At 72.7% G+C, this 26074-nt stretch carries 22 protein-coding genes; 7 read left to right on the top strand and 15 right to left on the bottom strand.

The annotated features are described in order from the left end of the window. The first annotated feature begins 65 nt into the window (after positions 1–65). The 3 genes from ACRAKH_RS34615 to ACRAKH_RS34605 all read left to right on the top strand — a co-directional run bounded on the left by ACRAKH_RS34615 (position 66) and on the right by ACRAKH_RS34605 (position 6924). Positions 66–2267, top strand: coding sequence for a hypothetical protein (locus ACRAKH_RS34615; protein WP_447009539.1), 2202 nt, complete (start codon positions 66–68; stop codon positions 2265–2267). A gap of 169 nt (positions 2268–2436) precedes the next feature. Beyond that, positions 2437–3231 carry a hypothetical protein gene (locus tag ACRAKH_RS34610; protein ID WP_380725942.1) on the top strand — a complete coding sequence of 265 codons (795 nt, stop codon included), beginning with the start codon at positions 2437–2439 and terminating at the stop codon, positions 3229–3231. A 255-nt stretch (positions 3232–3486) separates the two neighbouring features. Next, positions 3487–6924: a hypothetical protein gene (locus ACRAKH_RS34605; protein WP_447009538.1), complete on the top strand. Its 3438-nt coding sequence runs from the start codon at positions 3487–3489 to the stop codon at positions 6922–6924. A 66-nt stretch (positions 6925–6990) separates the two neighbouring features. Here the strand turns inward: ACRAKH_RS34605 and ACRAKH_RS34600 are convergent, their stop codons facing one another. The 9 genes from ACRAKH_RS34600 to ACRAKH_RS34560 all read right to left on the bottom strand — a co-directional run bounded on the left by ACRAKH_RS34600 (position 6991) and on the right by ACRAKH_RS34560 (position 14106). Next, on the bottom strand, positions 6991–7788 hold the full coding sequence (locus tag ACRAKH_RS34600) for a sensor domain-containing diguanylate cyclase (RefSeq protein ID WP_380727331.1): 798 nt from the start codon (positions 7786–7788) through the stop codon (positions 6991–6993). A 67-nt stretch (positions 7789–7855) separates the two neighbouring features. Then, positions 7856–8797, bottom strand: a complete 942-nt coding sequence (locus tag ACRAKH_RS34595) for an exonuclease domain-containing protein (protein ID WP_380727333.1) — start codon at positions 8795–8797, stop codon at positions 7856–7858. 19 nt (positions 8798–8816) lie between these two features. Beyond that, entirely contained in the window at positions 8817–9380 is a 564-nt protein-coding gene (locus ACRAKH_RS34590) for a TetR/AcrR family transcriptional regulator (protein WP_380727336.1), read from the bottom strand. 181 nt (positions 9381–9561) lie between these two features. Next, complete coding sequence (gene dnaB / locus ACRAKH_RS34585) at positions 9562–10923, bottom strand: replicative DNA helicase (protein WP_073897890.1); 1362 nt, start codon at positions 10921–10923, stop codon at positions 9562–9564. A gap of 409 nt (positions 10924–11332) precedes the next feature. Beyond that, positions 11333–11791 (bottom strand): 50S ribosomal protein L9, encoded by a 459-nt coding sequence (gene rplI / locus ACRAKH_RS34580; RefSeq protein WP_380727351.1) that lies wholly within the window; start codon positions 11789–11791, stop codon positions 11333–11335. 13 nt (positions 11792–11804) lie between these two features. After that, a complete protein-coding gene (gene rpsR, locus ACRAKH_RS34575) occupies positions 11805–12044 on the bottom strand; it encodes a 30S ribosomal protein S18 (protein WP_015805710.1) in 240 nt (79 codons plus the stop codon). 51 nt (positions 12045–12095) lie between these two features. After that, positions 12096–12593 carry a single-stranded DNA-binding protein gene (locus tag ACRAKH_RS34570; protein ID WP_380727338.1) on the bottom strand — a complete coding sequence of 166 codons (498 nt, stop codon included), beginning with the start codon at positions 12591–12593 and terminating at the stop codon, positions 12096–12098. Positions 12594–12606: 13 nt separating this feature from the next. Next, positions 12607–12954, bottom strand: a complete 348-nt coding sequence (gene rpsF, locus ACRAKH_RS34565; protein ID WP_380727340.1) for a 30S ribosomal protein S6 — start codon at positions 12952–12954, stop codon at positions 12607–12609. A gap of 135 nt (positions 12955–13089) precedes the next feature. Further along, a complete protein-coding gene (locus ACRAKH_RS34560; RefSeq protein ID WP_380727342.1) occupies positions 13090–14106 on the bottom strand; it encodes a hypothetical protein in 1017 nt (338 codons plus the stop codon). Between the two features lie 211 nt (positions 14107–14317). Between ACRAKH_RS34560 and ACRAKH_RS34555 the strand changes: the two genes are divergently transcribed. Beyond that, a complete protein-coding gene (locus ACRAKH_RS34555; RefSeq protein WP_380727344.1) occupies positions 14318–15085 on the top strand; it encodes a deoxyribonuclease IV in 768 nt (255 codons plus the stop codon). A gap of 5 nt (positions 15086–15090) precedes the next feature. Then, positions 15091–16491, top strand: coding sequence for a glycosyltransferase family 87 protein (locus tag ACRAKH_RS34550; protein ID WP_380727346.1), 1401 nt, complete (start codon positions 15091–15093; stop codon positions 16489–16491). Between the two features lie 13 nt (positions 16492–16504). On the opposite strand, the gene ACRAKH_RS34545 is transcribed toward ACRAKH_RS34550, so the two are convergent. From ACRAKH_RS34545 to ACRAKH_RS34535, 3 genes are all read right to left on the bottom strand, one after another. Continuing rightward, a complete protein-coding gene (locus tag ACRAKH_RS34545) occupies positions 16505–18073 on the bottom strand; it encodes a glycosyltransferase family 87 protein (protein ID WP_380727348.1) in 1569 nt (522 codons plus the stop codon). Positions 18074–18333: 260 nt separating this feature from the next. After that, the gene (locus ACRAKH_RS34540) at positions 18334–21291 is read right to left on the bottom strand and encodes a transglycosylase domain-containing protein (protein ID WP_447009537.1); all 2958 of its coding nucleotides are present in this window, start codon (positions 21289–21291) and stop codon (positions 18334–18336) included. Positions 21292–21385: 94 nt separating this feature from the next. After that, a complete protein-coding gene (locus ACRAKH_RS34535; RefSeq protein ID WP_380726686.1) occupies positions 21386–21790 on the bottom strand; it encodes a DUF5318 domain-containing protein in 405 nt (134 codons plus the stop codon). 167 nt (positions 21791–21957) lie between these two features. Here ACRAKH_RS34535 and ACRAKH_RS34530 point away from each other — a divergent pair, with 167 nt between their 5' ends. Further along, positions 21958–22503: a PadR family transcriptional regulator gene (locus ACRAKH_RS34530; RefSeq protein ID WP_380726684.1), complete on the top strand. Its 546-nt coding sequence runs from the start codon at positions 21958–21960 to the stop codon at positions 22501–22503. Positions 22504–22544: 41 nt separating this feature from the next. Further along, positions 22545–23636, top strand: coding sequence for an inositol-3-phosphate synthase (locus ACRAKH_RS34525; RefSeq protein ID WP_366195860.1), 1092 nt, complete (start codon positions 22545–22547; stop codon positions 23634–23636). Positions 23637–23703: 67 nt separating this feature from the next. Here the strand turns inward: ACRAKH_RS34525 and ACRAKH_RS34520 are convergent, their stop codons facing one another. From ACRAKH_RS34520 to ACRAKH_RS34510, 3 genes are read right to left on the bottom strand one after another with little or no spacing between them, the layout of a single operon-like run. Beyond that, positions 23704–24432 (bottom strand): SDR family NAD(P)-dependent oxidoreductase, encoded by a 729-nt coding sequence (locus tag ACRAKH_RS34520; protein WP_380726682.1) that lies wholly within the window; start codon positions 24430–24432, stop codon positions 23704–23706. 10 nt (positions 24433–24442) lie between these two features. Then, complete coding sequence (locus ACRAKH_RS34515; protein ID WP_380726680.1) at positions 24443–25174, bottom strand: ComF family protein; 732 nt, start codon at positions 25172–25174, stop codon at positions 24443–24445. Between the two features lies 1 nt (position 25175). Next, positions 25176–26069, bottom strand: coding sequence for a DNA-processing protein DprA (locus tag ACRAKH_RS34510; RefSeq protein ID WP_380726678.1), 894 nt, complete (start codon positions 26067–26069; stop codon positions 25176–25178). Positions 26070–26074 lie beyond the last annotated feature (5 nt).

Raw genomic sequence — 26074 nt, 5'->3', positions numbered from 1 at the left:
CGAACCACACGTTTGGTTCCGCCAAAACCTGGCGGAACCCGCGCCGCGGGTGGTCGGATCGGTGCGTGACCGCCGAGGAACGCGCCGCCGACACCGTCGACCACGACGTGCGCGCCGCGTTCGCCGCCGGCCGCCCGCTGCGGTTCGACCCCAGGGCGCCGAAGCAGGAGCGCGCGGTCCGCGGCGAGCTCCTGTCGTTCCTCCTCACGGCCGGCTACCGCACCGCCGCCCTCCGCCTGGTCGGCGCGCACGTCGTCGGCCCCTTCGCCCTCGAAGGCGCCCGCGTCGACCACGTCGTCGACTTCCTCGACTGCACCTTCGAGCAGCCGCCGGACCTGCGCATGGCACGCCTGGTCGGCCTCCGCCTGCGCGGCTGCAAGGTCCCCGGCCTGTGGGGCCGCAACGTGCGCGTCGGCAGCGACCTGGTGCTGGAGGCGGGCTTCACCAGCGACGGCGTGGTCGACCTGACCGACGCCGCGGTCGACGGCACGCTCCGGCTCGCGGGCGCGGTGCTGCGCAGCAAGGGCGACCACGCCCTCCTGGCCGCGCGCATCCGGCTGTCCGGCTCGCTCCAGGCCATCGCCCTGCGCGCGGGCGGCGAGGTCCGGCTGCGCGGCGCGGACGTCGGCGGCAGCGTGCACCTGGGCGGCGCGCGGCTGGTCAACGCGGGCCAGAACGCGCTCGACGCCACCGGCGTCACCATCGCGGGCAACCTGTTCTGCGACGCCGAGGGCGGCCGGTTCACCGCCGAGGGCCGCATCCTGCTGGACGGCGCGCGGGTCGGCGGCAGCGTCGTGTTCTCCGGCGCCCGGCTGCGCGCCAGCGTGGTGGACCGCCCGGTGCTCGTCATCCCGCGCGGCACCGCCGACGAGGCCGCCGCGCTCGTCGCCGACCGCATGAGGGTGGACGGCAACGTGGAGCTGGACGACGGGTTCACGTCCTCCGGCACGGTCCGCCTGCCGAACGCCGACATCGGCGGCTACCTGCGGCTGTCCGGCGCGGTGATCGGCCGCCGCGACGTCGTGGAGGAGCTGGCCGACCACCCGGGCGAGGTCGTGCACCGCATCCCGGTGGCCCTGCACGCGGACGGCATCAGGGTGCGCGGCGACCTCGAAGCGCGCGGCGCGGTGAACGGCGGCTTCGCGGGCGACGGCGCGCGCGACTCGGCCCTGCAGGCCTACGGGCAGGTGCGCCTGGTGGACGCGCACGTGCGCGGCAGCGCGTCCCTCTCCGGCGTCCGGCTGCACGGCCCCGGCATCGACGTCCTGTTCGCCGACCGGCTCCGCGTCGGCGGCACGCTGTTCCTCCGCGACCTGCGCGCCCACGGCTCGCTGCGCCTCCAGAACGCCGAGATCGGCTCCACGCTCGACTGCTCGGGCGCGTCCCTGCTGTCGCCGCGCCGCCGCCCGGACGGCACGGTCAAGCCGTCGCTCGACGCGCGGGTCGCCACCGTCGGCAAGGACTTCCTGTGCAGCCACGGCTTCACCGCCGTCGGCGGCGTGCGCATCCGGCTGGCCGAGGTCGGGAAGATGGCGACGTTCGCGGGCGCGCGGCTCGGCGGCCCGGACAGCGACATCGCGCTGAACGCCTACGGGCTCACGGTGAGCCAGCTCGTGCTGCGGCTGTCGGAGGACCAGGTGCCGGTCGGCCGGGTCGTGCTGACCCGGGTCACGGCGGCGACCGTGCTGGACGGGCCGGGGCTGTGGGCGGCGACCGGCGGCGTGGACGTGGAGGACTTCACGTTCCGCTCGATCTCGTCCACGCCGCACGTCGGCGTGCGCACCCGGCTGCGGTGGCTGCGCGAGGTGCAGCCGGACTTCGCGCCGGGGCCGTACGAGCAGCTGGCGGCGGTGTACCGGGACGGCGGCGAGGAGGAGCTGGCGCAGGCCGTGCAGCTGGAGAAGCAGCACCGGCGCTACTCCGAGCTGGGCGTGGCGGGCCGGGTGTGGGGCTTCCTGCAGCGCTGGACGGTCGGCTACGGCTACCGGCCGTGGCTCGCGATCGCCTGGCTGGCCGCGTTCTGGCTGGCGGGTTCGGCGTGGTTCCTGGGCCACGAGATGCCGAAGCTCAACGACGACGAGTCGCCGTCGTGGAACGCGTGGCTGCTGTCGATGGACCTGCTGATCCCGATCGTCGACCTCGGCCAGGACGGCAAGTGGAAGTTCAGCGGCGCCTCGCAGTGGATTTCCAGCGGGTTGATCGCCGTGGGCTGGATCCTGGCGTCCACGGCCGCCGCCGGCGCGGCGCGGGTGCTCAAGCGGGTCTGATCACGTACCGTCACAGTCGACAACACGGAGTGTCGATCACACGATCCGGCGAACCCGGTGTCGAAGGCGTGCGCTCCTCGGTTCCCTCCTGGCACTCTCACGTCGTCGGGCTTGATCACGTCGATCACGTCGCCGGCGAATCCCAGCGCTTTCCGTGGAGGTACCAGCGATGTCGGCCGTTGACCAGCGAGTGGGAACGGGGGCGAGCCGCGTTCGGCGGCTGCTCTCCCGCGCCCTGCTGGTCGCGGGCGGCACGCTGGCCGGCACGGCGGCGGCTTGGGCGCTGGCCACGTCACCGGCGTCCGCGCAAGCCCCCGTCGACCCCGACGCGGTCACCGGGATCACCCAGGTGAGCCCGGTCCGGGCCGCGCTCGACCCGGTCGCGTTGACCGAGGTCCGCGAGGCCGTGCGGGACCTGGACGTCGCGCTCGGCACCCCGCCGGTGCGGGAGCCGAGCCCGCCGGACCTCGGCCGGGTCGCGGAGGAGATCCGCGGCACCGTCGAGCACGTGGGCGGCTGGCTGAAGCCGGCGCGCCCGACCGACCAGGTCGCCACCGAGCCGGTGGTCGCCGCGGTCGTGGCGCGGGGCGTCACCGAGACCACCCCGGCCACCACCGCCGCGCCGCAGTCCGCGGGCGCCCCGGTGGTGCACGGGGTGTTCGACCTGATCAGCCGTACCTGGCTGGAGACCTCCCGGCAGCCGGTCGCCGCGCTGCCGGGTGACACCGGGCCGTCCTTGCCGGGCGACCCGTCCGGACTGCCGTCGATGCCGTTCGCGCCCCTCGGCGCGCCGGTCCACTGCTCCTGCGGTGGCGACGGCTCCGGCAACGCCGGCGGTGGCAGCGGCCCGTTCTCGGCCGTCTCCGCCGACCGCTTCGACGCCGCGGTGGCCCGGGCTCTGTCCCCCGCCACTGAGCGGAACGTCGTGATGCCGGGCAAGCAGCCCGGCATCACGCCCGACTGACCACAGCGCGCGGTCCGCGCAGCTCGCTGACGAGCTGACCCGGTAACGACCGTTGCGCCGTTCGCGTGCGCTCCCCTTCCGGTCGTGACGCCGCGCCTCCCACCCCCTCTGATCCGGGTGGTCGTCGTCCCCCGACGCGGTTCGCCGCGTCCGACCACCCTTCACCTCCCGCAAGGGACACCGAAAGAAGGAGAACTCATGCAAACCTGGGCCAAGCGCGGTCTCCAGACCGCACTTGTCACTGGTGGTTTGCTGATGCTCGGTACGGGCATCGCTTCAGCCCAGGACAACGTCAACCCCGACGCCCCGCCGAACGCGCTCGACGCGCAGGCGCGCATCCCGGTCGACGTCGACCACAACAACCTGGGCACCCCCGCGGGCAACGGCGACCTGCCGACGATCCACCGCGAGATCCGGACCCCGAGCGTGTCCGAGCTGACCGCCGCGGGCGTCGCGGCGCCGGCCAACCCCCTGGTCCGCAGCGGTCGTGACGCGCTGGGCCGGGTCGACACCTCCAGCGTCACCCGCGGCAACAGGGCGGACGCCGACGTGGTCGCGCCCGTCGAGGTGTGCGGCAACGCGATCGCCGCCGGCGGCGACGCCTACAGCGAGGCCGACTGCGCCGGCTCGGCGGAGAGCACCGGCGACGTCAAGACCGACGGCTCGCACGGCACGCTGGCGGGCAACGTCGCCCGTGCCGGCGCCGCGGCGTCCCCCCAGGTGACCGGCAACGCCGTCGCGATCCTGGCGAACTCCGAGACCCGCACCGACGCCGACCAGCGGGCCGTCGCGTCCGGCGACGTCACGACCTCGGGCCGGGACGGCTCGCTGTCCGGCAACATCGCCGCCGTGCAGGGCGCCGTGCCGGCGCAGGTGACGAACAACGCGCTCGCGGCGGGCGGCAACTCGCACTCCTCCGCCACCTCCTCGAACCGCGCCGACGCGGGCGGCACGCTGCACACCGACGGCGACCGCGCGGCCGGCGGCGGCAACGTCCTCGGCGCGCCCCTGGCGCCGGTGGTCGCGGTGAGCGGCAACGGCGTCGGCGCCGCGGGCAAGGCGGACGCGGTGGCCGACAACGAGGCGTCCGCGGACGCCGGCGCGTCGCGCTCCTACCGCAGCGGCACCCCGATGTGGGCGGCCACCTCCGGCGACGACGGCACGATGGCGGGCAACGTGGTCCAGCCCGCCCTCGCCGGCCCCGTGTCCACGGACGACAACGCCGTGGGCGGCGCGGGCAACGCGGACGTCGACGGCTCCTCGACATACACCGCCACCGCGGGCGGCACCAGCCGCACCGCCGGCCAGGACGCCGTGCTGTCGGGCAACTTCGCCGACGCGCCGGTCGCCCTGCCGGTGTCCGGCGCGGGCAACTCCACCTCGGGCGTCGGCAACACCGCGGCCCGGCACGCCAACGACAGCACCACGAGGGCGGGCGGCGACACCTACACCAACGGCGACCGCTCCGTGCTGTCGGCGAACTCGGCCAACCTGCCGCCGGCGGGCGCGGCCGACCTGTGCGGCAACGGCACCACCGCGGGCGGCATCGCCCAGGGCGAGTGCGAGAACGAGGTGACCTCGACCTCGGGCGGCTACAACGGCACCACCGGCAACGACGCGGTGCTCTCCGGCAACATCGGGCAGGCCCCGATCGGCGTGCCGGCGGAGGCGTTCAGCAACAGCGTCGGCGCGGCGGGCACGCCGTCCGGCCGGATGACCGAGCGGAAGACGATCACCTCGGGCCGCGCCGCGAACAGCATCGACGACAACGGCACCGCGTCCAGCAACGTGGTGTCCACGCCGACCGCGATCGGCGGCCAGGTGTTCGGCAACTCGGGCGGCGCGGTCGCCAACCCGACGTCGCGCACCGACAGCGACACCACGATCGACGTCGGCAACCCGCCGCGGGCCAACGGCAAGGCCGGCTCCGCGTCGGGCAACATCGTGCACGTCCCGACGTCGAACCCGGGGCAGGTGTTCGGCCAGTCGGTCGTCGGCGTCGGCAACGGCTCGTCCGACACGACCACCTCGATGGACTCCCGGTCCGGCGGCACGGCCGTCACGGAGGGCGACGACGGTTCCCTCTCGGGCAACGTGCTCACGGCGCCCCAGTCGTCGTCCCCGCAGCTGTACGGCAGCGCCGTCGGCGCGGGCAGCAACGTGGAGTCCCAGAGCCGCAACGAGGTCGGCTCCCGCGCGGGCGGCGACGTGTTCACCTCCGGTGACCGCGGCTCGTTCGCGGGCAACGGTGTGGCCGCCCAGTCGGTGGTCCCGATGCAGGTGTTCGGCGACGCCGCCACCGCCGGGGGCACCAGCGAGGCCCGGTCGTCCGGCGCCACCGACCTGGTGGCCGGCGGGCGTCACCTGACGTCCGGCGAGGACTCCGCCTGGTCCGGCAACCTGCTCACCGCGCCCGTGGGCGTCGAGCCGGCGGCCCACGGCGACGCCGTCTCCGCCGCCGGTCTCGCGACGGCGCAGAGCGTCAGCCGGGCCGAGAGCCGGGCCGGCGGCACCACCGGCACCTTCGGCAAGGGTCCGGGTTCCGTCCGGGACGCCGACCTGCCGACCTCGGCGTTCGCCCGCCTGGTGGGTGTGCCGATCGAGCTCCTCGGCACCGCGACCGCCGGCGCCGACGACCGGAGCCGGATGCGCACCGGTGAGACCACGCGCTCCTCGTCGTCGGCCGACCAGGTGAAGGGCATCGACCTGCCGGTCGGCGTCGACAGCCTGCTGGGCATCACCCAGGTGCCGAGCCTGGTCGCGCTGCGCGGGCTGCTGCCGCAGGCGACGAGCCTGGACGAGCTGCGCGGCGTGCCGATCCACGGCCTGCCGCAGCACGTCGCGCGGACCGTGGGCCTGACCCGGTACGCGGTGTCGCAGGCTCAGCTGGCCGACGTGCAGGCGGCGGACGCCGACCTGCCGATCGCGGGGCTGCCGACCGCGGGTCTGCCGACGGCGGGCCTGCCGGTGGCGGGCCTGCCGGCGGCCGAGCTGCCGACCGCGCAGCTGCCGCGGGCCGAGCAGCCGACCGCCGAGCTGCCCGTGACGACGCTGCCGGTGTCGGAGCTGCCGACCACCGTGCTGCCGAGGACGGGTCTGCCCATGAAGGGCCGCCCGGGCGTCACGGCGGCCGACCTGCCGGTCCAGGCCACCTCGCCGCTGGTGGGTCTGCCGACGATCAGCGGCAAGCTGCCCTACGCCGCCGACAAGGTCACCCGTGGCGTGGCGGGCGACCCCCGGTTCGCCGGCGTCCTGCCGACGGTCGTCAACAAGGTGGGCAACGGGCTCGGCGTCGGGTCCGTCACCCGGAACGTCCCGGCCGTGCCCACCGCGGCGCCGCGCCGCTTCGTCCCGGCCGCCCCCGCGCGTGGCCGCACCCTGCCGACCGCGCCGATCGCGGCGCCGATCCCGCTGCCGTTCGTGGTCCCCGTGCCCGGCGTGGCGCAGCCCCGGACCGCCGCCCCGGCCGTCCCCTCGGTGCCCGGCCTCCCGCAGGCGCCCCAGCTGCCGTCGACCCCGCAGGTGCCCGCGGTCCCGCAGGTGCCCTCGCTGACCGGCCTGAACGTCAACCCGCTGCCGGGCTCCCCGACCGCCCCGGTCGCGGACCGCACCGTCTCCCCGGCCCTGGCCGGGCTGGACGCCCGCACCCTGTTCGGCGCGTTGGAGCAGACCGCAGTGCTGCCGCGCATCTGATCCACCCCCACCGCGACTGGACCCCCGGCACCCCGTGCCGGGGGTCCGTCCCGTTTCCGGGGGGCCTCACCCGCGCAAGCGCTCCTCGGCGTTCGCGATGACCGAGTGCAGGGGCGCCTCGCCGTCGCTGGTCACCCAGCACACGCGCACGCCGGGCCGGACGCGGTCCGGGCCGAGGCGCACCGTCCGGTCGGCCAGCTCGCGCACCCGTTCCGCGACCGCCTCACCGCTGCCGTTCGCGTGCTCGGCGACCACGGCGAACGAGTCGCCGCCGTACCGCGCCACCGTGTAGTCGTCCCGTAAGCCCTGTCGGAGCCGCCGGCCGATCACGGTCAGCAGCTCGTCGCCGCGCTCGAAGCCGCACGACCGGTTCACCGCCGCCATCCGGTGCACGTCCGCGAGCACCAGCGACGCCAACGTGCCGTGCGTCCGGGCCCGGATCAACGCCTGGTCCAGCCGGTCGAGCAGGAGCGCCCGCCCCGGCAGCCCGGTCAGCGCGTCGAGCAGCCCGGCGCTGTGCGGCACGTCCGCCTGCACCGGCCGCAGCAGCACCAGGACCTGACCGCGCGACTCGATCGGGTGGTACTCCGCCCACACCTGCGCGTGCGGCAGCGCCATCGGCAGCGTCAGGGGCGAGCCGGTCCGGAGCACCTGCGACGCCAACTGCGCCCGGCTGGGCAGCGGCGCACCGGAGTCGTCACAGGCCCGCGCGTCACCCAACAGTGATTCCGCGAGCGGGTTCGCCGCGAGCACCACGCCGTTCTCGTCCTGGAGCAGCACCCCGACCGGCAGGTCCGAGACGAAGTCGTCCCACACCGCCCGGGAAGCCGTCCTCGGCACGGTGCTCGTCTGCGCGGTACTCATAGGACTCGTGCCTCCCGCCGAGCGCAGGGCCTGTCCGTCAAGAGCCTCCCCGCAGGTAGCGGGCTTTTCAATAGCCCCGGCGCCACCCGGTCCGGTGATCTTTGGCCAGCGGTGCGCCACCCAGCCGGTCGAGCATCCCGGTGAAGTCGTCCTCCGACACGATCGGCACCCGGTAGGAGCGCGCCCGACGTGCCTTGGTGGACAGCGTGAACGGGTCGGCAGCCACCACCACGCGCGTCGCCTTGGTCACGTAACCCTGGCTGACCAGCCCGAACGCCGCGGCCCGGTCGACCCACACGTCCCGCGGCGCGTGCATCTGGCCGGTGAACACGACCCGGTCCCCGCGCGCCAGCGTCACCGGCACCGGTCGCCGCGCCTCCGCCACGGCCACCCCGCGCCGCACCTCGGCCACGTCCGGGACCACCGGCTCGACGTCCGCGCCCGGCTCGACGTCCGCGCCAAGTGGCAGGGGCCGGGCGCCCGCGACCGGCGGCACCGGGAGGGCGTCCGGCACACCCGACCGCAGGTAGTGGGCGAACAGCCGGGCCGTCGCGCGGGCGTCGTGCAACGCGGAGTGCGCCGATTCGAGCACCACCCCCGCCGCCTCGCAGCACGCCCGCAGCGACCGCCCCGCCCGGTGCGGCAGGTAGCGGTCGGCCAGGCGCATCGTGCACAGCCCGGTCACCGGCAGGTCCACGCCGGCGCGGGCGAACTCGGCGGTCAGGAACCGGGCGTCGAACGACAGGTTGTGCGCGACGACGACGTGCCCGGCGAGGCGTGCGGCCAGGCCCAGGGCCGCCTCGGCGAACGTCGGCGCGTGCCACACGTCGGCCGCGCGGATGCGGTGCACGTGCTGCGGCCCGAGGTCGCGTCCGGGGTTGAGCAGGGTGCACCACTCGTCGGCCACCCGGCCCGCGTCGTCCAGCCGGACGACCGCGACCTCGACGATCCGATCGGAACTGCGCGCGGAGAACCCCGTCGTCTCCACGTCGACCACGGCGTACCCCATGTTCGACGAACCTTACCGATCATGGTCGGTCGCTCAGCGCCCGGAGCACGAGATCCACGACCGCGTCGGTGAAGTCCTCCGTCAACGGCGCCGTCCGCAACAACCACCGCTGGTACAGCGACCCGAGCAGCAACTCGGCCGCCGCCGACACGTCGACGTCCGGCCGCACGTCACCGAGCCGCTGCGCCGACCGCAGCCGGTCCTCCACCACCATCCGGCGCGGCATCAGCAGCAGCGTCACCAGGTCCGTCCGCGACTCGTGCACGAGCACCCGGCACACCTGGTCGAACCGCCGCTCGGCCAGCTCGCCGACCGCGAGCCGCAGCTCCCGCTTCAGGTCCGCCGCCAGGTCGCCGCTGGGCGGCGAGTCGTGCCCGACCGGTCCCAGCTCCACCAGCGCGTCGAACAGCAGCGGCCCCTTCGACGGCCACCAGCGGTAGATCGTCTGCTTGCCCACCCCGGCCCGCGCCGCCACCGCCTCGATGGTCAACTTCGAGTAGCCGAGCGCCTCGACCAACTCCAGCGCGGCCACGAGGATCGCCCGCCTCGAACGGTCGCTGCGCCGCGCCGCGTCGGGTGGCATCCCTTGATCGTATGCGCAGTTCTGCGGTCCGGGAACGCCCCGAGACCGGTCACGCGCCGCCGCACCGAAGTCACCGCGACGGGCTCGTGCGCGGCACAGCCCGGCGGCCCGCGATCACCGCCACCGCCGCGTTCGGACCCACCGCGCACACGGGCGGGCCTCGGTCTCGCGAACGCCGACGTCAGCCCTGGGCGAGGTCGGCGAAGCGGCTGTAGTGGAGCTGGTGGGCGACGGTGATGGTGGCGGTCGGGCCGGCGCGGTGCTTGGCGATGATCAGGTCCGCCTCGCCGGCGCGCGGGTCGTCGCGCTCCCACGCGTCCGGGCGGTTGATCAGGATCACCATGTCGGCGTCCTGCTCCAGCGAGCCGGACTCACGCAGGTCGGACAGCTGCGGGCGCTTGTCGGTCCGCTGTTCCGGACCGCGGTTCAGCTGGCTGATCGCGATCACCGGCACCTCGAGCTCCTTGGCGATCAGCTTCAGGTTCCGGGAGAACTCGGAAACCTCCTGCTGGCGGGACTCGGTGCGCTTGCCGGACGACATCAGCTGGAGGTAGTCGACCACGACGAGCCGCAGGTCGTGGCGCTGCTTCAACCGCCGCGCCTTGGCCCGGATCTCCATCATGGTGAGGTTCGGCGAGTCGTCCACGAACAGCGGCGCCTCGCTGATCTCGCTCATCCGCCGGGCGAGCCTGGTCCAGTCGTCGTCGCTCATCCGCCCACCGCGCATGTCGCCGAGGCGGATGCGCGCCTCGGCGGACAGCATGCGCATGACGATCTCGGTGCGCGACATCTCGAGCGAGAAGATGGCGCTGGTCAGCCCGTGCTTCACCGAGCACGACCGGGCGAAGTCGAGGCCCAGCGTCGACTTGCCGACACCCGGCCGGGCCGCGACGATGATCATCTGGCCGGGGTGCAGGCCGTTGGTCAGCTCGTCCAGGTCGGCGAAGCCGGTGGGGATGCCGAGGGACGAGCCGCCGCGCGACGCGATGGCGTCGATCTCGTCCATGGTCGGCTGGAGCAGCTCCTCCAGCACCACGTAGTCCTCGGTGGTGCGGCGCTCGGTGACCTCGTAGATCGCCGCCTGCGCCCGGTCCACCACCTCGTCCACGTCGGCACCCTCGGCGCCGTTGTAGCCGAGCTGCACGATCCTGGTGCCCGCCTCCACCAGCCGCCGCAGCACGGCCTTCTCGGCCACGATCTCGGCGTAGTAGGAGGCGTTCGCGGCCGTGGGCACGGTGGCGATCAGCGTGTGCAGGTACGGCGCGCCGCCGACGCGCAGCAGCTCGCCGCGCCGTTCCAGCTCGGCGGACACCGTGATCGGGTCGGCCGGCTCGCCCCGCCCGTAGAGGTCGAGGATGCAGTCGTACACCGCCTGGTGCGCGGGGCGGTAGAAGTCGTTGGGAGCCAGGACCTCGACCACGTCCGCGATCGCGTCCTTGCTCAGCAGCATGCCGCCCAGCACCGACTGCTCGGCGGCGAGGTCCTGCGGCGGCTGTCGTTCGAAGCCGGGCTCTGCCATGCCCCGGTCGTCCACCAGCGCCACCGTGAGCTCACCCCAATCTGCTGCCGTGCCTGTTGTACCTCGTGGGTCCGACAAAGTCCGCGTGCCACACGCCCGGTGATCCAGCGACGCTAGAGCCACCTGGATGGCGTAGGCAAACGCTCCTGTGGACAAGTCGGTGGACAGGTTGGGGATGGTCGCGCCGAGCTGACCACAGGCCTGGGGAAAGCTGTGGACAACCTGGGTACAACTCGGCCCAAGACAAAAGTTCCCGCAGGTCAGACCCTGTGGATAACTTTGTGGAAAAGTAGTTGGTCACACCCTCGGCGTGTCGCGCGCCCCATGCCCTTCGGCGTGTCGCGCACCGGGCGTCACCCGAGTTGTCCACAGCCCGACGTGCGAAAGCGCCGCCCGACCAGAACACCTGGTCGAACGGCGCTTCCGGGGTGCTTCAGCTCGCGGCCGCGACCTCGACGGCCAGCGACACGGTGACCTCCGGGTGGAGCCGGACGCTGACCGAGTGCTTGCCGAGGGTCTTGATGTGACCCGAGAGCTCGACGGCCCGCTTGTCGAGCGTGGGGCCGCCGGCGGCGCGCACGGCCGACACGACGTCGGACGTGGTGATCGAGCCGAACAGCTTCTTCGAGCCCGCCGCGGCCTTGGCCTTCAGCGTCACGGAGCCGAGGCCCTCGAGCGAGGCCTTGATCTCCTTGGCGTGGTCCAGGTCGCGGACCCGGCGGGTCTCCTGCGCCCGGCGGATGACCTCGACCTGCTTGGCCGCGCCCTTGGTGGCGACGATCGCCAGGCCGCGGGGCAGCAGGTAGTTGCGGCCATAGCCGTCCTTGACCTCGACGATGTCGCCGGGGCCGCCGAGGCCGGTCACGTCAGCGGTGAGGATGAGCTTCACGATGCCGTCCCCTTTCTCAGCGAGCGGTCGAGGTGTAGGGCAGCAGCGCCATCTCGCGGGCGTTCTTGACGGCGACCGCGACGTCGCGCTGGTGCTGGGAGCAGTTGCCGGTGACCCGGCGGGCACGGATCTTGCCCCGGTCCGAGATGTACTTCCGGAGCAGGGTGGTGTCCTTGTAGTCGATCAGGTTGGCGTTCTTGTCCTTGCAGAACGCGCAAACCTTCTTCTTGGGCTTGCGCACAGGCGGCTTGGCCATGTGTGAACTCCTGGTATTACGCAGTGAAGTGTGGAGTGGACCGGTGCCGGTCTAGAAGGGGGGCTCGTCGGCGAAGCCACCGGAGCCGGCCGGGGGCGCGGAGCCCCACGGGTCGTCGGCCGGGGCGCTGCCGCCGCCACCGCGAGACTGACCGCCGCCGCCGAAGCCGCCGCCGCCGTCTCCACGGCTCACCTTGTTGACCTTCGCGGTCGCGTAGCGCAGCGAGGGGCCGATCTCGTCGACCTCAAGCTCGATGACGGTGCGCTTTTCGCCTTCCTTCGTCTCGAAGGAACGCTGGCGCAGCCGCCCGGTCACGAGCACGCGCGAACCGCGGGTGAGCGACTCGGCCACGTTCTCCGCGACCTGGCGCCACACGTTGCACCGCAGGAACAGCGCTTCGCCGTCCTTCCACTCGCCCGTCGCCTTGTCGAACGTGCGAGGGGTGGATGCCACGGTGAAGCTCGCCACCGCGGCGCCGGACTGGGTGAAGCGGAGTTCGGGATCGGCGGTCAGGTTCCCGACCACCGTGATCGTCGTCTCGCCTGCCATGGTCGGCGGGCCCCTAGGCCTTGACCTTGGCCGCGGCCTTGGCGGCGATCCGCGCGGCGGTCTTCGCGGCCTTGGCGGGCTCGCGGCGGATGACCTTGGTGCGCAGCACCGTCTCCTGGAGGCCGAGCTGGCGGTCCAGTTCCTTCACCGCGTCGGGGGTCGAGATCAGGTCGAGGACGGCGTAGATGCCCTCGGAGTTCTTGTTGATCTCGAAGCTCAGCCGGCGCTTGCCCCACACCTCGACCTTCTCCACGTTGCCACCCGTGGTGCGGATGACGTTGAGGAACGTGTCGAGGGACGGCGCGATCGTGCGCTCGTCGAGACTGGGGTCGAGGATGACCATCACTTCGTAATGACGCATGAAGACCACTCACCTCCTGTGGACTCGGCGGCCACGGACTTTCCGTGGCAGGAGGGTCGTCGCGTCAGCAACCCGTGAAGGGTAACAGGCCACCGGGATGCCCTCCCCGGTGGCCTGTTCGAGCAGCTCAGAGCGTCAGGAAGCGGTGGGGGCGGTGGCGCGGCGCAGGACCCACGTCCGCACCAGCGCGCCCGTCACGCACGACAGCAGCAGCACGGCGAGCAGCACGGGAGCCGCCACGCCGCCGCCCATCCGGCCCACGCCGGGCAGCGCCTGGGCGCGGCCCGCGGTCTGCACGCCGTCCGAGTCGCCGCCGCCGGGCAGCGCGAACCCGGGCTGGTACCCGCTCACGCCGCCGCCGTAGCGGACGCCCGGTGACGGCGCGTACAGGCCGGGCATGGCGAACGGCAGGGAGCCGTAGCCGAACAGCGGCACGCGGCCGAAGTTGGCGCCCCACGGGTTCGTGCCGTACAGCGGCACGTCGAGCGCGCCGACGCCGCCGACCGGCGCGAACGGGCTCTGGTTGGCGGGCGTGCCGCCGGGGTTCCCGGTGCCGGGGTTCGTGCCCGGCTGACCGGTCTGCGGCGGCGTGCCGGGGATGGGCGTGGGCTTGGCGCCGGGCTGGCCGGGCGCCTGGCCGACGGCCTGCTGCGACGCGTCCGCGAGCGCCTTGGAACCGTCCTGGACGGGCGCGGCGGCGGCGTTGACGCCCTGCACGGCGACGCCGCACAGCTTGGTCAGCTCGGTGCGCACGCCGTTCGAGAGGGTGACGATGATCGGTCCGAGCAGCGGCAGCTTGGCCAGCTCGGCGTTGACCTTGTCGGCGATCACGGCGCCGGTGATGACGCCGGAGCCGGTGGGGATCGCGCCGATCGGGATGGGCGGCAGGGCGGAGAACGCCTGCCGGAACGGGTCCACGAGCGGCGGCCCGAGCAGCGGAACGGCGCGGATGAGCTGCACCACCGGGTCGAGCACCGCGGTGGGGCTCAGCGACACCGGTGTGCCGGGCGCGCCCTGCACGGTCGTCTTGCAGTCCCCGACGACGACGGGTTCGGCGGCCACGGCCGATCCGGAGCCCGCGGCGACGCCGGCCGTTCCGGCCGCGAGCACGACCGCGACCGCGCCCAACAGCCGTGTGAGCCGGGTCCGCATGGTCTGGCCTCCTGACGTGCCGCGCCGGTTACCTACTTGCAAGTAACGAGCGTAAGTCCTGTTGGTGACGCGAACCATCCCCCGTGGCGACAAATTTAGGCATCGGTGGAAGGCGCGGTGCCGTGCGGGGGCGCGGGGCGGCGAGTGGAGGGGGCGTGCGCGGCAGGCGGTGGGCGGCGGTGTGTCGTACCGCCCGACTACCCTGCACGTCATGCGCATCGGGGCCCACGTCCGCGACGACGACCCACTCGGCGCGGCGGCCGAGCGCGGCGCCGACGTCGTCCAGTTCTTCCTGGCCGACCCGCAGGGGTGGAAGGCGCCGAAGCCGCACCCGCAGACCGACGGGTTGCTGGCCTCGGAGCTGGACGTCTTCGTCCACGCGCCGTACCTGGCGAACGTCGCCTCGCTCAACAACCGCATCCGCATCCCGTCCCGCAAGATCGTGCTCCAGCACGCCGAGGCGGCGGCGAAGGTCGGCGCCAAGGGCCTGATCGTGCACGGCGGGCACGTCACCAAGGGCGAGGACCCGGCCGAGGGCATCGCCAACTGGCGCAAGATGTTCCAGCGGCAGGCGGAGAGCGGCGGGTTCGCCGTGCCGATCCTGATCGAGAACACCGCGGGCGGCGAGAACGCGATGGCCCGCACGTTCGACATGCTCGGCCGGCTGTGGGACGCGGTCGGCGAGTTCGGCGCCGGGTTCTGCCTCGACACGTGCCACGCGTTCGCCTCCGGCGAGGACCTGGTCGGCATCGTCGACCGGGTGAAGGCCATCACCGGCCGCATCGACCTGGTGCACCTGAACAGCTCCCGCGACGAGTTCGGCTCCGCGCGCGACCGGCACGCCAACATCGCCTCCGGCACCATCGACCCCGCCCAGCTGGTCGCGGTGGCCGCCGCGGCCGGTTCCCCGGTGCTGGTCGAGACCCCGGACGAGGGTCAGGCGGAGGACATCGCGTTCCTGCGCGAGCACCTGGGCTGACGGGCGTGACACGGCAGGCGGTGGCCCCGGAGCGGCCGGGCGCCCCGTCACGGGCTCCGGCGCTCGGCCGGGCGGCGCTGGCGGCCGTCGTGCTCCTGTGCGGGTTGACGATGTTCGCGGGCTTCCTCAACAAAGACCGCTGCACGGGCCCGTGGTTCGACCAGTGGGGCCGCAGCGCGCCGGACTACGAGCGGCGCAACAAGGCGGACGTCTGCTACTCCGACATCCAGCACCTGTGGATCGGGCGCGACATCGACCGGCACGTGTTCCCGTACGTGAGCGGCGGCATCGACAGCCGGGGCGTGCTGGTCGGCGGGGTGGTCGAGTACCCGGTGCTGACCGGGCTGCTGATCTGGGCGGGTGCGATCCTCGCCGAGAACGACGGGGCGTTCCTGCTGTTCTCGGCGTTGCTGATGGCGCCGTTCGGGCTGGCGACGGCGTGGCTGCTGGGCAGGTTGAGCCGGTGGCGGGCGCTGGTCTGGGCGCTCGGACCACCGCTGGTGCTGTACGCGTTCCACAACTGGGACCTGCCGGTCGTGCTCTGCGCGGTGGCGGCGGTGCACGTCGTCCACCGGGGCTGGGGGCGGCGCCGGTGGGGGTTCGCGGCCCGCGCGGAGGTCGCGTCGGTGCTGCTGGGCCTCGGGTTCGCGTTCAAGATCTACCCGGCGTTCTTCGTGCTGCCGCTGTGCCTGTACGTGCTGACCGGCGGTCCCGGCGGCCGGTGGCTGCCGGCCGGGGCGCGGTACGACGTCATGGGCGCGGTGCGGGTGGCGCTGACGGCGGTCGTGACGGTGGTGCTGGTCAACCTGCCGTTCGCGGTGGCCGGGTTCAACGGCTGGCTGGCGTCGTTCACGTTCCAGGGCCTGCGCCGGGTGGACATCACCACGAACTCGGTGTGGTTCTGGTCGATGCGGCCGTTCGTGGAGGACGCGACCATGCAGGCCGTGGTCGGCGTCCTGTCGCCGGCGACGGTGCTGGCGTCGTTCGCGCTGGCCTGCGGGCTGGGTTGGCGGCGCTACCTGCGGGAGGGCACGTACCCGTGGGTGGCGGTGTCGGCGGCGATGCTGTGCGGGTTCCTGCTGCTGCACAAGGTGCACTCGCCGCAGTACACGCTGTGGCTGGTGCCGATGTTCGTGCTGCTGCGGGTGAACTGGGCGTGGGTGGCGGCGTACTTCGCGGCGGACGTCGCCATGGGCATCGGCATCTTCCGCTGGTTCTACGCGATCCAGTTCGGCCAGCCGTCCGGCATCTACGACGGGTTGGCGGCGCAGGCCGTGGTGATCGGCGTCTGGGGTCGGGCGGCGCTGCTGGTGGCGCTGTTCGTCGTGTTCCTCAAGTCCGAGGTGACGTTCGCCGACCGCCTGCCGGCCCGCCGGCCCGAATCGCCGGCGAGCCGCGCGCCGTGACGCGACGCCCCGGTCAGCCCGTGGCGGCGTCGACCGGGGTGGCCGGCTCGCGCCGGCGGAACCGCAGCACGAACCGGTCCGGCGCGCCGTCGACGAACCCGCCGCACGGGTCGTCGTCGCCCGCCTGGCGCACCTTGTCGAGGTCCGGCCGGTAGATCTCCCGGACGATGAGGACGCACAGCAGGATCACCATGACGTCCCGCGCCACGACCGTGCCGAGGAACCAGTCGATCGGCAGGCCCTTGTTCTCCACGCCCAGGTAGAAGAACATCCGCGGCACCCAGACCAGGGCGTCCACCGCCATCCACGCCAGCAGCAGCTTCCACCGCGGCAGCGCGAGCACCGCCAGCGGCACCAGCCACAGCGAGTACTGCGGGCTCCACACCTTGTTCGTCAGCAGGAACGCGGCCACCACGAGGAACGCCAGCTGCGCCAGCCGCGGCCGCCGCGGCGCGGACAGCGTCACGAACCCGATCGCGGCGCAGCACACCAGGAACAGCACGGCGCTGACGGTGTTCAGCACCTCCGGCGCCTGCCCGTGCGCCAGGCCGGGGTCGAAGCCCTGCCACCCGGTCCACTGCGCGATGACGTTGTAGATCGAGTCGGGGTCGACGCCGCGCTCGGTGTTCAGCCGGAAGAACTCGCGCCACCCGGCCGGGTACTGCAAGGCGATCGGCGCGTTCACCAGCGCCCAGGTCGCCAGCGTCGCGCCGAGGGTCGTCAACCCGGCGCGCAGCCGGCCCGACCGCCAGCACAACAGCAGCAGCGGCCCGAGCAGGAACAGCGGGTACAGCTTCGCCGCGCCGCCCAGCCCGAGCAGGATGCCCGCCAGCACCGGCTTCTTCCGCGCCCACGCGAGCATGGCGGCCGTCGCGAACGCCGTCGCGAGCGTGTCGAAGTTCGTGAACGCGTGCACCACGACCAGCGGCGACACCGCCACCAGCACCGCGTCGTACGGCCGTCGCCTGGCCAGCTGGGCGACCGCGTACGCCGTCACGAGCCACGCCAGCGCCAGCCACAGCGCGGTGATGTTGAAGTACACGATCACGGTCATGGGGTTCGGCAGCCACCCGGACGCGGCGATCGCCGTCCAGCCCTGGGCCATCCGCGCGTTGAGCAGCTGGAACATGCCCGTCAGCACGGGGTACTCCATGTACCGCACGTGCGCCGTCGGCTTGCCCTCGTCGTCCACCCACGACGTCTTGTAGGGGAACGTGTCCCGCTTGTCCAACCGCTCCGCCGTGTACAGCGGCACGGTGTCGGAGTAGCACATCGCGGTGAACTGCTTGCTGCCCCGCCAGTCGAGCTGCACCACGCCGTTGTCGTCCACGTACTGCTGGACGCACGGCGACTTCTGGAACCACGCCAGCGCGAGCGTCACGACCGCGAACAGCAGCACCACCCGCAGCGGCGTCCAGAACCACTGCCGACCGACCGACGCGTGCCGGCCGACCGGTCCGCCGATCGGCTTGCTCGCCGCGCGGGCCAGCGGCTCCGTCCAGGTGGGGTTCACCCGCTCCTCGGGGCTGAGCGAGTCGGTGTCGTCGGCGTCGGCCTGCGAGGGCTGCGAAGGACTGGCCACGGGCACGGATGCTACGGGCACCGGTCAACAGCGGCCGTGAGGTCCGGCGGGGCTCGCCGTCGGGACGGGCCCGATCGTTCGGGAACCCCCGTCAACGCCCCGTGAACGTTCTGGAACGGCCGCCGATGCCCTCGAACGCCGGGAGCGGCCGCCGACGCCCGGGAACCCCTGGGAACGGCCGCCGATGCCCGCGAACACCCGCGAACGGCGAAGGGCCCGGCTCGGCGGTGTGCCGGGCCGGGCCCTTCGAGGTGCTCAGGTCACCCTGTCGGCGGTGGAGCGCCGTTGCCGACTCCCGGGTCCGGGGCGTTCTCGTCGGTCGACGTGGGCGTGGTCGGGCAGACCAGCCCCGTGCACGGCCGACCGGTCCGCGACGTCGTCGGGGGCTGAGTCGTGGTGGTCGGCTCCTGCTGCGACGTCGTCGGCTTGCGGTCCCGGTCCTCGTCTTCCTTCTTCTTGTCGGTCGTCGTCGTGGGCGGGTTGCTCGGAGTCTTGACCGGCTCCTTGTACTGGCCCAGCGGCTTGGCCTTCGGCAGCGGCTCCGGGGGGGTGCCGGCGAGGGCCTTGTCCATGAACTTCTTCCAGATCTGACCCGGCAGGCCACCACCGAAGATCGGCCGGCCCTGGGCGTCCTGCAACGGCTTGTTGCCCTCGTTGCGACCCATCCACACCGCGGCGGACAGCGACGGCGTGTAGCCGACCATCCACGCCTTCGAGTTCTGGCCCGCGTCGTCCGGGAGCTCGTGCGTGCCGGTCTTGCCCGCGCACTCGCGACCCGCGCACGGGATCTTCGAGTACGTCAGCACGGGCCGGAGCGCCTCGGTGACGTTGTCGGCGATGTCCTGGCTCTTGATCGGGTCCGGGTCGAACGCGGGCCCGGACTTGTCGATGTGCTGGTGGACCGCCTTGCCCTCGCTGTTCGTGATCTTCGAGATGAAGAACGGCTCGTGGTAGACGCCGCGCGCGGCGAACGTGGCGTAGGCGGAGGCCATGTCGAACGGCCGGACCTGCGCCTCACCGCCGCCGAGCGCGATACCCGCGTTCGGCGCGCCGCCGTTCTCGTTCACCAGGAGCTTCTTCTTCTGGTCGCCGATCACCACCTCTCGCGGGATGCCCGCCTGGTGGGCCGCCTCGGCGACCGGCTGCGTGCCGATCTCCAGCACCATCTCGTAGAACACGGTGTTCAGCGACTTCTCCATCGCCTTGCGGATGGAGCACTGCTCGCCGCACTCGTTCCTCGGGTCGGAGGCGTTGCGGATCGTGATGGGCCGGTCGCCGACGTTGTTGAACGTCTTCGGCGAGCGGCCGTCGTAGGTCGTGCCGAGGCCCTTGCCCGCCTGCAGCGCGGCGACCAGGTCGAACGGCTTGAACGACGAGCCGGCTTCCTGGAGGGTGCCGCGCGCGTAGTCCAGACCGGCGCCGTCGGCGCCCGCGTAGTACGCCTTCACGCCGCCCGTGTGCGGGTCGATGGCGGTCAGCGAGGACTTCAGGACGTCCGTCGGCTGGCCCTCCATGACCTCCCTCACCGAGTCCTCGGCCGCCTGCTGGGTGACCGGGTCGATGGTGGTGTGCACGGTGACACCGGTCCGCTGCGCCTTGTCCAGGTCCCAGCCGACCTTCGCCATCTCCTCCAGCACCTGCTGGCGGATGTGCAGGCGCGGACCGCTCAGGCCCGACTGCCCGGACCGGTCGACGGGCACCGGCACCTGCTGGGTCTGCCGGTACTCCTGGTCGATCCAGTTGTACTTGAGCATCTGGTTCATCACGTACTCCCAGCGGTCCGCCCGGTACGTGGCGATCTCCGAGTTGCTGGGGTTCTGGATCATCCCGGCGAGCAGCGCGGCCTGCGACGGCGTGACCTGGTTCAGGTCCTCGACGCCGAAGTACTCCTTGGCGGCCGTCTTGATGCCGTACGCGGACCGGCCGAAGTAGACCGTGTTCAGGTACGCGGTCAGGATGGCCGGCTTGTCCTGCTGCTGCGACATCTTGTACGAGGTGACCATCTCGTTGAACTTGCGGCTCAGCGTGCCGTCGTCCTGGTCGGTCGCCTTCTTGACGTACTGCTGGGTGAGGCCGGAGCCACCGGACTCCCGGTCGGTCACCTGGTACCAGGCGGCGCGGGCGATGGCCGTCATGTCGAAGCCCGGGTTCGTCTCGAACGTCGGGTCCTCGGCGGCGAAGACGGCGCGCTTGATCGTCTCCGGGATGTCCTCGTACTTGACCATGGTGCGGTTCGCGCCGTCGGGCGCGATCTTGGCCAGCTCGTCGCCGTTGGCGTAGAGGATCGTGATCGCCTTGTCCTGACCGGCGGCCACCTCCTCCGGGATCGGCACCTCGACGACCTGGTAGGCGATCGCGAAGGCGACGACCGGCGCCAGGAGCATCAGGCCGAAGGCCACGTAGGTGGCGCGGCGCACGCGGCGCCAGACCTTCTTCCGGCGCACGGCGCGGGCCTCCTCCTCGGTCAGCTCCTCGTCGTACTCGTCGTCGTAGAACGGCTCCAGCTCGACCTCGTCCTCGCGGTGCGTGAGGAGCTCGGGCTCGCGCGGCGTGGTCTGGTAGACGGGCGGGAGCAGGTCCGTCGGCTCTTCACCGGGACGGCGCTCGGGGCCGGGGCCGCCGGGACGGCGCGGACCGCCGGGGCCACCCGCCGGTGGACGGCCGCCGGGCGGCACGGGACCGCCGGGGCCGCCGGGACGGCGCAGGCCGCCGGGAGGGGTGTTCGGGCGCTGGGGCGAGCCGCCGGGCACGCTGCCCGCGGCGTCGAGGCTGCCGGGACCGCCGCTGCCGGGGCCACCGCTGCCGGGACCGGGACCGCCGGGGCGCGCGCCGGGGCCGGCCGGACCGGGGCGGCCGGGGCCGTCGGGTGCGCCGTGCCTGCCGGCGTTCGGACCGGGGACCGGCCCGCCGGGACCTCCCGGACCGACCGGTCGGCGCGGCGGCGGACCGCCGCGGGGGATGCCGCCGGGCGGCGTGCCGCCCGCCCGCGGAATCCCGCCGGGGGGCGTGCCGGGACGGGCGAACCCGCCCGGGGGCGTGCCGTGCCGAGGGCCGGGGCCGTCGAACGGAGCGCGTGCCGAACCACCTGGTGGGGTGTTCGGACGCGCCGGCTGATCCCCGGCGCCGTGCCGCGGTGGGTGCGCACCGCCGTCCGGGTCCTCCCCGGTCGGCCACTGCGGCTCCGCGCCACGATGCCTGTCGTCATGCTGGTCGTTCACGAAATGGCCTCCCAGACCGGCGTGCTCCTGCACGCGGTTCGGTGGTCGTACGCCGCTGCTCCTCGCCGGAGCGGCGCCCGTGGCCGGAGCAGGTTCACTCCGCCGCGGTCCTCCTGCGCGGCTTGCGAGAGTTCAGGCCACGCGTTCCCAGGACGTATGACTGCACCAGGTGGTTCCAACTACATGTGCGGCAAACCTCGACCACGTACACGGTGAACTCCTCGAAGAGGGTCGCCATGCGGGCCAGTTCCTCGCCGGTGCGCGCGGACCCGGCCGCGTGCTTCAGCTCGTCGCCGTAGACCCAGGACACGTGGGTCAGCGGTTCCTTGCGGCAGACCGGGCACGTCACGTCGCTCGGCCGGCCGTGGAACTTCGCAGCTCGCAGCAGGTACGGGCTGGCGTCGCAGACCTCCATCGTGCCCACTCGGCCCGCGTAGACCTCCGCCAGCAGCGCACGGCGCTGCAGGGCGTAGTCCACGACCTGGCGTTGGGTCGACACGACGACCAGAGTACGTGCCGCCCCAACCGCGTCGATGGGCCGTTCAGGGCAGTGCCCCGAAGGCAGGGGTCGATGTGTGCCACGTGACACTTCACCGGCATGCGCGGATGTATCGCACCGATATACTGACCACACCCATCGGCCTCACCTGAGCGGGGAGGTGCTCCGTGCTGGAGTTCGCGATCCTCGGCCTGCTGCACGAAGCACCCATGCACGGCTATGAGCTGCGCAAGCGCTTGCACGAGCTGCTGGGGGCGTTTCGAGCGTTCTCCTACGGAACGCTGTACCCCACGTTGCGCAAGTTGCAACGTGGCGGCCTCATCGTCGAGGAAGTCCCGGAGGACGACTCGGCGCGGTGGGGCCGTCGGGCGCGCAAGGTCTACCGGCTCACCGCCGAGGGCAAGGAGAGGTTCGCCGAACTGCTGGTCAACGCCGGACCCCAGACGTGGGACGACGACTCGTTCGGCGTCCACCTCGCGTTCTTCTCCCGAACCCCCGCCGAGATCAGGATGCGCATCCTCGAGGGCCGCAGGCGGCGCGTCGAGGAACGCCGTGAAGGGCTGCGCACCTCGTTATCGGCGACGAGCGAGCGCATCGACCGGTACACCCGGGAACTGCACCGGCTCGGGCTGGAGAGCACCGAGCGCGAGGTGCGGTGGTTGAACGAGCTGATCGCCCACGAACAGGCCGAACAGCGCGAGCGGGACCAATGAACCCCCGGAACAAGCACGGAAGAACAGAAGGAGGACTCGGCATGGGCGACAACCGCCGCACCGTTCGAGTGGCCATTGTCGGGGTCGGCAACTGCGCGGCGTCGCTGGTGCAGGGCGTCCACTACTACCGCGATGCCGATCCGAGCACCCGCGTGCCCGGTCTGATGCACGTCCGCTTCGGCGACTACCACGTCAGCGACATCGAGTTCGTCGCCGCGTTCGACGTGGACGCCAAGAAGGTCGGCACCGACCTGTCCGAGGCCATCGGCGCGAGCGAGAACAACACGATCAAGATCGCCGACGTGCCGCCGCTCGGCGTCACCGTGCAGCGCGGGCACACCCTCGACGGGCTCGGCCGGTTCTACCGGGAGACCATCGAGGAGTCCGACGAGCAGCCGGTCGACGTGGCGCAGGCGCTGCGCGACGCGTCCGTGGACGTCCTCGTGTCCTACCTCCCGGTGGGCTCCGAGGAGGCGGACCGCTTCTACGCGCAGGCCGCCATCGACGCGGGTGTGGCGTTCGTCAACGCGCTGCCCGTGTTCATCGCGTCCGACCCGGAGTGGGCCGAGAAGTTCCGCGCGGCCGGCGTGCCGATCGTCGGCGACGACATCAAGTCGCAGGTCGGCGCCACCATCACGCACCGCGTGCTGGCGAAGCTCTTCGAGGACCGCGGCGTGCAGCTCGACCGCACGATGCAGCTCAACGTGGGCGGGAACATGGACTTCCTGAACATGAAGGAGCTGGAGCGGCTGGAGTCCAAGAAGGTCTCCAAGACGCAGGCCGTGACGTCGCAGGTGGACCGCGACCTCGGCAAGCGCAACGTCCACATCGGCCCGTCGGACTACGTGGCGTGGCTGGACGACCGCAAGTGGGCGTACGTGCGGCTGGAGGGTCGCGCGTTCGGCGACGTGCCGCTGAACCTGGAGTACAAGCTCGAGGTGTGGGACTCGCCGAACTCGGCGGGCATCATCATCGACGCGGTGCGCGCCGCGAAGATCGCCCTGGACCGGGGCATCGGCGGGCCGATCCTGTCGGCGTCGTCGTACTTCATGAAGTCCCCGCCGGTGCAGTACTCGGACTCCGAGGCGCACGAGGCGGTCGAGGCGTTCATCCGCGGCGACGTGGAGCGCTGACCTCCGGCGAACCCCCTGCACCCGTGCGCGGTGCAGGGGGTTCGCCGTGCGGGGGGTTCGCCGTGCGTCAGCGCTTCGAGAGCCGGAGGGACTGCCACGAGCCGTCGGCCGTCCAGCCGCCGTCCACGGGCAGCGCGACGCCGTTGACGAAGCCGCTGCGCGCCGGGTCGGCGAGGAACGCCACGGCCTGCGCGATGTCGTCCGGTGACGCGAACCGGCCCATCGGCACGTGGTGCGTGATGTCGGTGTCGTCGTAGTGGCCGCCCTCCTGGTCGGCCACGTCCATCTCGGTCTTCACCCAGCCGGGGCACACCGCGTTGACCCGCACCCCGCGCCCGCCCCACTCCACGGCGAGCGTGCGCGTCATGCCGATCAGCCCGTGCTTGGTGGTGTTGTACGCGGCCCGGTCGGCGACACCCTGGAGCCCGGCGACGGACGCGATGTTGACCACCGAGCCCGAGCCGCGGGCCAGCATCACCGGCCCGAGCGCCCGCGTGAGCAGGAACGGGCCGGTCAGGTTGACCGCCAGCACCCGCTGCCACTGCTCCAGCGACGTCTCCTCGAACGGCGTGATCCCCGAGATCCCCGCGTTGTTGACCAGCACGTCGACCCGGTCGCCGACCCGCTCGACCACCCGCGCCACGTCCGCGGGCGACGACACGTCACCCACCACCCCGCCGGGCGTCTCCCGCAGGTCGAACCCGACCACCGCGAACCCGTCACCCCGCAACACCTCGGCGATCCGGGCCCCGATCCCCTGGGCCGCCCCGGTCACCACCGCAACACGCTGTTCCATGCCGCGCACGCTAGGCGTTCCGGCAGAGGACGCACACCTCCCAGTCGAACGGCCGCGACCGCACCTTCTCCAGGTACGCGGCCGCCCGTTCGTGCTTCGGGTCGAAGTGGCGGCCGATGACCAGGCCGGCCACGGTCGCGGCACCGGCCCGCTTCAGCGCCACGGCGGCGGACTGGAGGCTCGCCCCCGTGGTCCACGTGTCGTCCACCAGCAGGACCGAGCGCCCGGCCACCTCGCCGACGACCTGAACCGTCCCGGGGACGAGGTCGTCGTTGTTCGGCGCGTCCGCGCGCAGGACCGTGGCGAAGCGGTCACGGGTTCGGCCGACCTGACGGCCGAGGATGCCCGCGAGGGGTTCCGGCACCCTGGTGCTCGGCACGCTGGTCACGACGTCGAACCGCTCGACGTCGGCGGCTCTCGCCAGGCAGTCCTCGTGCCGGCTCAGGAAGGCGGCCAGGACGAGCGCGAGGCCGTTGGTGAAGTCCCGACGCTCCTTGTCCACGTCGCTGTTCTTGTAGCGCCACAGCTCGCGCGCGAGCTGATCGCCCTTGATGGCGATCGAGATGGGCACCACCACGTCGGCTACCTCGCCGCGGAAACCGGCGCGGTGGCGGTTGCAGTGGTAGCAGCGGACGAACTGGTCCGTGTTCCGCCGGCAGACCAGGCAGATCGACCGGTCGACCGCCGGGGGTGGCACCAGGACGTTGCTGTACCGCTCCTGGAGGCGGCTGTGCGCCCTCACGTCAGAAGTCGATCAGCTCGGGAAGCTCCGCCGTCAGCTCGTCCAGGACCTTCAGGAGGTGGTCGGGCCCTTCGAGCACCGTCGTGTTCGGGCGGCGGGACGTCTCCTTGCCCCACTTCGTGCCTTCGACCACCTCGGGCAGGAGGAAGACGTGCCGGCCCTGTTCCAGCGCCACGCGGGCCTGGATGCGGGTTCCGCTGTGCTCGCCGGCCTCCACCACCACCGTGGCGACACCGCAGCCGCTCATCACGGCGTTCCGCATCGGGAAGTGGTGCTTCGCCGGACGGGCGTCGGGCCAGAACTGGGACACCACGGCGCCCCGGAGGCCGATCTCCGCCTGCAGGTCCCGGTTCGTCGCCGGGTAGCAGTGCCTCAGCCCGGTCCCGACCACGGCGACGGTCCGGCCGCCCGCGTCGAGGGCGGCACGGTGCGCTGCCGCGTCAACGCCGGCGGCGAGGCCGCTGAGCACCGTCACGCCGTGCCCGGCGAGTGTCGTGGCGACCTCGCGTGCGACGTGGAGACCGCGTGAACTCGGGTTCCGGCTGCCGACGACGGCGACCGCGCGCTCGTCGGCCGGTGACAGCGCGCCCCGCACGGTCAGGAACGGCGGCCGTTGGTGGACCATGAGCAGCCGTACCGGGTAGTCGTCGTCGAGCAGGGTGACCAGCCGGATGCCCTCCGCGGCCCACGCCTCGATCTCGCGCTCGACCTCGTCGAGCTCCGCCGAGTGGTCGACGTCGGCGTGGTCGAGGGTCGGCTGGTCCGGGGTGAGCAACGCGTCGAGGACCGCGAGCGCCGAGGCCGCGTCCTCGATCTGGCCGGACACCTCCGTCCACGCCCGCCCGCTGGTCCGGAGCGCGAGCAGGAGCGCCGCCTGTTCGCGTCGCGTCGTCATCGGCT

Source organism: Saccharothrix hoggarensis, from assembly GCF_052936025.1.
The sequence above is the reverse complement of the archived record's forward strand: the minus strand, read 5'-3'. Positions and strand labels throughout refer to the sequence as shown.

Coding starts and splice junctions, on each gene's coding strand:
- ACRAKH_RS34610 (WP_380725942.1), top strand. CDS start 2,437: ATGTCGGCCGTTGACCAGCGAGTGGGAACGGGGGCGAGCCGCGTTCGG.
- ACRAKH_RS34605 (WP_447009538.1), top strand. CDS start 3,487: ATGCTCGGTACGGGCATCGCTTCAGCCCAGGACAACGTCAACCCCGAC.
- ACRAKH_RS34600 (WP_380727331.1), bottom strand. CDS start 7,788: ATGAGTACCGCGCAGACGAGCACCGTGCCGAGGACGGCTTCCCGGGCG.
- ACRAKH_RS34595 (WP_380727333.1), bottom strand. CDS start 8,797: ATGGGGTACGCCGTGGTCGACGTGGAGACGACGGGGTTCTCCGCGCGC.
- ACRAKH_RS34590 (WP_380727336.1), bottom strand. CDS start 9,380: ATGCCACCCGACGCGGCGCGGCGCAGCGACCGTTCGAGGCGGGCGATC.
- rpsR (WP_015805710.1), bottom strand. CDS start 12,044: ATGGCCAAGCCGCCTGTGCGCAAGCCCAAGAAGAAGGTTTGCGCGTTC.
- ACRAKH_RS34570 (WP_380727338.1), bottom strand. CDS start 12,593: ATGGCAGGCGAGACGACGATCACGGTGGTCGGGAACCTGACCGCCGAT.
- rpsF (WP_380727340.1), bottom strand. CDS start 12,954: ATGCGTCATTACGAAGTGATGGTCATCCTCGACCCCAGTCTCGACGAG.
- ACRAKH_RS34560 (WP_380727342.1), bottom strand. CDS start 14,106: ATGCGGACCCGGCTCACACGGCTGTTGGGCGCGGTCGCGGTCGTGCTC.
- ACRAKH_RS34555 (WP_380727344.1), top strand. CDS start 14,318: ATGCGCATCGGGGCCCACGTCCGCGACGACGACCCACTCGGCGCGGCG.
- ACRAKH_RS34525 (WP_366195860.1), top strand. CDS start 22,545: ATGGGCGACAACCGCCGCACCGTTCGAGTGGCCATTGTCGGGGTCGGC.
- ACRAKH_RS34520 (WP_380726682.1), bottom strand. CDS start 24,432: ATGGAACAGCGTGTTGCGGTGGTGACCGGGGCGGCCCAGGGGATCGGG.
- ACRAKH_RS34510 (WP_380726678.1), bottom strand. CDS start 26,069: ATGACGACGCGACGCGAACAGGCGGCGCTCCTGCTCGCGCTCCGGACC.